The organism is Clostridium sp. AF36-4 (genome assembly GCF_003435975.1).
In the GTDB taxonomy this organism is placed as follows: domain Bacteria; phylum Bacillota; class Clostridia; order Lachnospirales; family Lachnospiraceae; genus Eubacterium_F.
On record NZ_QTVH01000026.1, the window covers coordinates 25036 to 32433 of the forward strand.

Here is a 7398-nt window from a genome sequence, read left to right on the forward strand (position 1 = left end):
ATGCTTTTTGCTACTTTTTATATTATTGCCAATATATTTCAATCTTACGAATTATGGCTGTTGTACCGATGCTTTTTTGGGAAAAGCAAGCGTGGGGCAGGCATTGAATTTTTAGCCTTTGTGCTCTTTTTTGCGATAACCATGCTGTTAAATGTTTTTATAGATATTCCAATTCTTACGGGACTTAGTTCTTATGTTATGCTTGTATTGATTGCCTTTTTGGGGTATGAGAGCGGCTGGAAACAAGGCCTTTTGTATTCAGTCTTTGCTTTTGTCAGCATGACTTTAGCAGAATGTATCGTGGGACTTGCAACCGGATTTTTGGATTTAAATGTATTCCAGTCGAGAGAATATTACAACGTCTGGGGCATGGTGGCATTGCCGGTCGTGCAGTATCTTGTCGTGCTTATGATACGAAACTTTCGCAATCTGCAGAAAGGAAGAGAGATTCCGATTCTTTACTGGGCGGTAACGATTGTGCTCCCGGTGTTTTCACTTTACCTTGATTTGATGATTTGCCAGCAGAATTTTTACTGGTTGAATATGCTTGGCTGTACGGTTATTTTGTTTGTCATGAATGTTTTGGTATTTTATCTGTGTGACGTTCAGATTGAAAATATGCGCGTGCGTTTTGAAAAGGAAAAACTGGAGCAGCTAAATGTGTATCAGAACCGTCAGCTTAAACTGATGCATCAGATGGATGAAGAACTTAGAATTCAGCGGCATGATTTTCAGAAACATATTTCCATGCTTGCATTTATGAACAGTCAGGGCGAAAAAGAAAAACTGACAGCGTACTTAAATGAAATGCAGGAAGGGGAACTTTTCCAGACGAAGTTTGAGCGAACGGACAATTTTGTCATTGACAGTACTCTCAGCTATAAATTGCAGGAGGCAGACCGCCTTGGGATTGAAACTAAAATGGATGTCAAAGTTCCAAAAGATTTGAATGTTTCTGCCTATGTGCTTACGGGAATCCTGACAAATCTTCTTGACAATGCAATGGAAGCGTGCGAAAAAGTGCAAGATAAAAAGATTAAGATTACAATAAAATATGCAAAGAAAATGCTCATTATCCGAATTTCCAATACCTATGATGGTAAAGAGAAATTTAATTCTGTAATGGGAATTAAAACGTCGAAAAAAGATAAAGAGCTTCATGGTTATGGAATTAAAAGTATTCGTCACATGGTCGAGAGTGTTGACGGAGATTTTGAGATACATACAAAAGAGAAGTGGTTTGTTGCTGATGTGGTGATTCCGCTGGTGTAAAAATGTCCGTTCACTCCCAATTTTTGTCCGTTCACGAATTTTAGAATCTGTTATCGTTAGAATGTGTTATCATAATTATAATAATATAAAGTATGAGAGGGAGAGATGTACATGATTACATATTTATTACCAGCCATTTTGTTTGTACAGTTTGTTATATTTGCCGGTGTGCTTTTGTTTTGTATGCATGAATGGGATATAAGGACGAAGAGTGGAATTTATTTATTCATAGCATATGTGATGGCTTTGTTTACTCTGGCAGGGATATTTGTTGTGGTGTATTTTCCGTTTCCAATACAACAAGAGGAAATTGCATTGAATATTGAATATGAATTGGGGCAAACAAATAATTTTGTACCTTTTCGTAGTATCTTTGGGTATATAAAAGATTTTTTCTCAGGATATCAAAGTGTATTTTTATTTCAATGTATAGGAAATATATTGTTGTTTGTTCCGTATGGTTTTTTTACTGCGATTTTAAGCTGGAAACAGAAACATAAAAAGAAAACGGTTTTTATCATATGTTTTCTTACCAGCTTATCAATTGAAATTTTGCAGGGCGTATTTAACTCTGCCTTAGGTTATTGTTATCGAAGTGTCGATGTGGACGATTTATTATTAAATCTTTTAGGAGGGGTGATAGGAAGTATGGCAGCAGAGATTGTTTATAAAAAGTGGTTTGGTGGTAAAAGAACAAAAATTGTGATGGGCGTTTTGGTGTTTATGTTACTTGCTGTGGCATCGCCACTGACGGCAAAAGTAAGCAAAGCAGACACGCCGGCTGCAACTGAAAAAACGATTGCAAGGGAAGATACGGTGGAGGATTGGCGCGATACCGGTGCTTTTGTAAAAAGCGGTAAATACTCTTATCGTGTGATTGATGCGGCAAAAAAGGAAATTGAATTGAGAAATATTGCGTCAGATGATACGGAAATTATGATTCCGCAAACCATTGATGGGTACAAAGTGGTCAGTCTTGGTTATTCCGGAAAAATTTTGACGAATGAGGTAAATTTAAGTGTGAATCGTCAGTCTTTTACGGTACTGACAAATGCAGATAAAGTGACAAAAATAACAATACCAAAAACAGTAACAAACATTGGAGTAATGGCGTTTTATCAGTGTAAAAATCTGAAAAAACTTTATTTGCCGAAAGATGTTTTGTTTGTTAGAGAGTATGCATTTTTTGGCTGCAGCAGTTTGACAGAATTACATTTAAATGATGGCGTTGCTATGTATAATGAAGCGTTTGCGGATTGTACTTCATTAAAGAAAGTCTATTCTAAAGGATTTTATTCGTTGTCTTATGAAAGCCGTCTTTTTTCGAAGCCGATTGAAGAGTGGCATTTGGCTCAGGGAGAGGACAAAGGAATTGGCTATTATTCGTTTTGGACAAATGATTTTTGTAAGGGAAGCAGTAAGAAATTTTCCATAAAAAAACTTTACGTTGATGCTAAAGTGAAAAAGGTTCGTCTAGGAATCATGCAGGGGGATGAAAAAAATCCTTTCTTTGTGAAAAAGATTTACATTAAGGGAAAGAAAACAAAATTAACTGCTGACAAAAGCATGAAGACAAGTGTTTGCACGGTAAAAGGAGCAAAGGCAATTCGTGGAGCCAAAAAGGCGCACATGACATATTCGTACAAAGTATCTCGGAAAGTATGTGTACGGAAAAAGGCGAAGAAAAAGAAGACCTACTGTGTGACGATGACATATCGAAGCAAAAAGGGAAAATGGATTAAACATGTGAAAAACGTTGCAACTAAATAAAAATATAGTATATAAAAAAACTGCGTCTTGTGTTTACAAGACGCAGCTTTTTTTGTTGTAGATAAATTATTTATCAGAAATTTCACTGTGAATCTGCTGCAAGGATTTTACCTCACCATTGCCATGTTTCTGAACATACAAGATTCCTTTAATACTTGCTTTGGCAGCAGCGATAGTTGTCATATAAGGGATTTTTGCTTTAATTGCTGCTTTGCGCAAGTAACTGTCATCGTGTACGCTGTCTTTGCCAACCGGTGAGTTGATAATTAAATCGATATCGCCGTTTGTAATTAAATCCAGTACATTTGGACGACCTTCATACAATTTCAATACTTTCTCTGCCTCAACGCCGGCATCGGTAATGATTTCGTGTGTCTTACCGGTTGCCAGAATCTTAAAGCCTGCCTCGGCGAATAATTTAGCAACTTCAACTACTTCCGGTTTGTCCTTGCGGTTTACGGAAATTAATACAGTTCCTTTCAAAGGAAGTTTTGTCTGTGTTGCTTCCTGTGCTTTGTAGAACGCCTCGCCATAGTAGGTGGAAAGACCAAGTACCTCGCCGGTAGAGCGCATTTCCGGTCCGAGCAGAGGGTCAACCTCTGGGAACATGTTGAATGGAAATACGGCTTCTTTGACACCGAAATATGGAATATTCTGTTCCTTCAAAGAGGATACCGGTGATGGGCGGCCTGTAAGTTCTGAAGTAATAATGTCGGTAGCTAAAGGCACCATGCGGATGTTACATACTTTGGAAACAAGCGGTACCGTACGGGAAGCTCTTGGATTTGCCTCCAGAACGTAAACCGTTCCATTTTCAATGGCATACTGCATATTCATGAGACCTTTAACATGCATCTCTTCCGCAATCTTTTTCGTGTATTCTTTGATTGTCGCAACATTTTCCTCGGAAATATGAACCGATGGAATAATGCAGGCAGAGTCTCCGGAGTGTACACCGGCAAGCTCAATATGTTCCATAACAGCAGGAACGAAAGCGTGTGTTCCATCGCTGATGGCATCTGCTTCACATTCCAATGCGTGATTTAAGAAACGGTCAATCAAAATCGGACGGTCCGGTGTAACACCTACGGCTGCTTTCATGTAGTCGGTAAGACTTTCGTCATCATATACGACTTCCATGCCACGTCCGCCAAGTACATAAGAAGGACGAACCATAACCGGATAACCAATTTTTTTCGCAATTTCCAGTGCTTCATCAACGGTTGTTGCCATGCCTGCTTCCGGCATTGGAATTCCTAATTTGTCCATCATGGCACGGAACAAATCGCGGTCTTCCGCCAAGTCGATAACAGATGGAGACGTGCCAAGAATTTTAACTCCGTTTTTCTCCAGTTCGGCTGCCAAATTAAGCGGTGTCTGTCCACCAAACTGAGCAATTACACCGAGTGGTTTTTCTTTTTTGTAAATGCTTAAAACATCTTCCAATGTTAAAGGCTCAAAGTACAATTTGTCGGATGTATCGTAGTCGGTGGAAACCGTCTCCGGATTACAGTTTACGATAATCGTCTCAAAGCCGAGTTTTTTCAAAGCAAGTGCTGCGTGAACACAGCAGTAGTCAAATTCGATACCCTGACCGATTCGGTTTGGACCACCACCGAGAATCATGATTTTATTCTTTTCTTCGCTGACCGGATTTTTGTCTTTGGCGTTGTAAGTTGAATAATAATAAGCACTGTCTTTGGTTCCGCTTACGTGAATACCTTCCCAGGCCTCCTCAATGCCAAGTTCGATTCTCTTATTGCGGATGTCATCTTCCGGAATCGCAAGAATCTGACTTAAGTATTTATCCGAGAAGCCATTTTTCTTAGCGGAAATAAGCTGCTCATCGGATGGAAGAGAACCTTTGGATTTTGCGATGGCTTCCTCTTCCTCAACAAGTTCTTTCATCTGTTCAACAAAGTAGTGTTTTACTTTTGTAATATCAAAGATTTCGTCTACGGTAGCGCCCTTTCTAAGTGCCTCATACATAATGAAATGGCGGTCACTCGAAGGAGTAGCTAACATACGAAGTAGTTCTTCTTTTGATTTTTCATTATAATCTTTGGCAAAACCTAAACCATAGCGGCCGGTCTCTAAGCTTCGGATTGCTTTCTGGAAAGCCTCTTTATAAGTTTTTCCAATGCTCATTACTTCGCCGACGGCACGCATCTGAGTTCCTAATTTATCTTCTACACCTTTGAATTTTTCAAAAGCCCAGCGCGCAAATTTAATTACAATATAGTCACCGTCCGGTTTGTATTTATCTAAGGTTCCGTATTTTCCACATTCGATGTCTTTCAAAGTAAGACCGGCAGCAAGCATAGCGGAAACTAAAGCGATTGGGAAACCGGTAGCTTTGGATGCCAGTGCAGAAGAACGGGAAGTTCTTGGGTTGATTTCGATAACAACGATTCGGTCGGAAACCGGATCATGAGCAAACTGTACATTAGTGCCGCCGATTACTTTGACGGAATCGACAATGCGGTATGCCTGTTCCTGAAGACGTTTCTGCACTTCTTCGGAAATGGTAAGCATCGGTGCGGAACAGAAAGAATCACCGGTATGTGTTCCCATTGGGTCAATGTTTTCAATGAAGCAGACGGTAATCATATTGCCATCGGCGTCACGTACAATTTCAAGCTCTAATTCTTCCCAGCCAAGGATGGATTCCTCGACAAGAACCTGTCCAACTAAACTTGCCTGGAGTCCACGGGCACAAACCGTTTTTAATTCTTCTTTATTATAGACAAGACCGCCGCCGGCGCCGCCCATTGTGTAGGCAGGGCGTAAAACAACCGGATATCCTAATTCATCCGCAATGGCTAACGCTTCATCTACGCTGTAAGATACCTGGCTTCTTGCCATTTCAACGCCAATGGCATCCATGGATTTCTTGAATTCGATACGGTCTTCTCCACGTTCAATGGCATCGACCTGCACACCGATTACCTGTACACCGTATTTGTCAAGAATTCCCTCACTTGCCAATTCGGCACAAAGGTTTAAGCCGGACTGACCGCCGAGGTTTGGTAAAACGGCATCCGGACGCTCTTTGGCAATGATTTGCTCCAAACGGTTTACGTTCAGTGGCTCGATGTAAGTTACGTCTGCAATTTCAGGGTCTGTCATAATGGTTGCCGGGTTGGAATTGACCAAAACGATTTCGTAACCAAGTTTTCTGAGCGCCTTGCAGGCCTGTGTTCCGGAGTAGTCAAACTCGCAAGCTTGTCCGATGATAATCGGACCGGAACCGATGATTAATACTTTGTTAATGTCTTCTCTTTTAGGCATAGTTGTCTCCTTTATATATAGTTTTTTTGTTCTCTATCCATTTTATTTATTTGATGATATATCCAATTCCCAAACAGTTTGGACCGATATGTGTTCCTACGACCGGTCCGATGCAGGTGGTCAGAATTTCATTTTTAATACCTGCCTCACGAAGTTGTTCTTCAAATGCTTTTGCCCGCTCCGGCGCATTTGAATGTCCGATTACGAGTTTATAATTTTCATCTGCCGGCTGGTCTTTTAATTTGTTAATCAGCCATGCATTTGCGGATTTCTTTCCTTTTACCTTATCAATTGGTTTTGCACCGTCAGCAATAACCTGTAAAACCGGATGTACTTTCATCAGGCCGCCAAGCAGTGCTGCACTTTTACTGATTCGTCCGCCACGTTTTAAGTATTCCAGTGAATCTACGACGATATAGGTTGCGGTTTTCTTTAAAAGGGCCTGAATGGTGTCGGCAATTTCTTTTGCGGATTTCCCTTCATCACGCAAAGTGACAGCAGTTTCAACTAAAAGTCCCTGTCCCATGGCTCCCGTTTCACAGTCAATTAAATACAGACGGTCAGAATTGATGTTTTCTGCGGCAATGGATGCGGACTGAAATGTTGCACTCATGTATTTGGAAAAGAGGACTGCCACGACTTCATCGCCGGCATCGATGTATTTTTTGAAAATTTCCTCGAATTCAAATGGATTGACAGCGGCGGTAGAAGGATTGTTACTGTCGTTTGTAAGTTTGTCATAGAAAGCTTCGTTGGTGAGATCAATACCACATTTAAAATCGTCTTCCCCAAAACGAACGGTAAGCGGCATGATATCGATGTTTAATTCTTTTGCATAGTCCATGGTTAAATCGCACAGACTGTCCGTAATTATGCGTATCATAGGAACCTCCATTATTTCATTGTAAATGTATTTGCAGGGCATTTTATATAAAAAAATTATCTTCTTATATATAATACCGCAGTTATAAAAATTATAGTGTGATTGTAATGGTTTGTCAATTAAATTACCACTTGAGTTTCCGCAGTTTTATACACAAGTGCGTCATTTTCCATATGCAGTTA

At 40.2% G+C, this 7398-nt stretch carries 4 protein-coding genes; 2 read left to right on the forward strand and 2 right to left on the reverse strand.

Annotated features, from left to right (window positions below; genetic code table 11):
* Both DW005_RS11555 and DW005_RS11560 read left to right on the forward strand, forming a co-directional pair.
* Complete coding sequence (locus DW005_RS11555; protein ID WP_117479596.1) at nt 1-1272, forward strand: GHKL domain-containing protein; 1272 nt, start codon at nt 1-3, stop codon at nt 1270-1272.
* Nucleotides 1273-1383: 111 nt separating this feature from the next.
* Nucleotides 1384-3042: a VanZ family protein gene (locus DW005_RS11560; protein WP_181975042.1), complete on the forward strand. Its 1659-nt coding sequence runs from the start codon at nt 1384-1386 to the stop codon at nt 3040-3042.
* A gap of 66 nt (nt 3043-3108) precedes the next feature.
* On the opposite strand, the gene carB is transcribed toward DW005_RS11560, so the two are convergent.
* Both carB and DW005_RS11570 read right to left on the reverse strand, forming a co-directional pair.
* Nucleotides 3109-6333: a carbamoyl-phosphate synthase large subunit gene (gene carB / locus DW005_RS11565; protein ID WP_117479600.1), complete on the reverse strand. Its 3225-nt coding sequence runs from the start codon at nt 6331-6333 to the stop codon at nt 3109-3111.
* A 46-nt stretch (nt 6334-6379) separates the two neighbouring features.
* Entirely contained in the window at nt 6380-7216 is an 837-nt protein-coding gene (locus DW005_RS11570) for a DegV family protein (RefSeq protein WP_181975043.1), read from the reverse strand.
* Nucleotides 7217-7398: the final 182 nt, after the last annotated feature.

Excerpts from the sequence above, each read along its gene's own strand:
- carB (WP_117479600.1), bottom strand. The coding sequence starts at position 6,333 with ATGCCTAAAAGAGAAGACATTAACAAAGTATTAATCATCGGTTCCGGT.
- DW005_RS11555 (WP_117479596.1), top strand. The coding sequence starts at position 1 with ATGCTTTTTGCTACTTTTTATATTATTGCCAATATATTTCAATCTTAC.
- DW005_RS11570 (WP_181975043.1), bottom strand. The coding sequence starts at position 7,216 with ATGATACGCATAATTACGGACAGTCTGTGCGATTTAACCATGGACTAT.
- DW005_RS11560 (WP_181975042.1), top strand. The coding sequence starts at position 1,384 with ATGATTACATATTTATTACCAGCCATTTTGTTTGTACAGTTTGTTATA.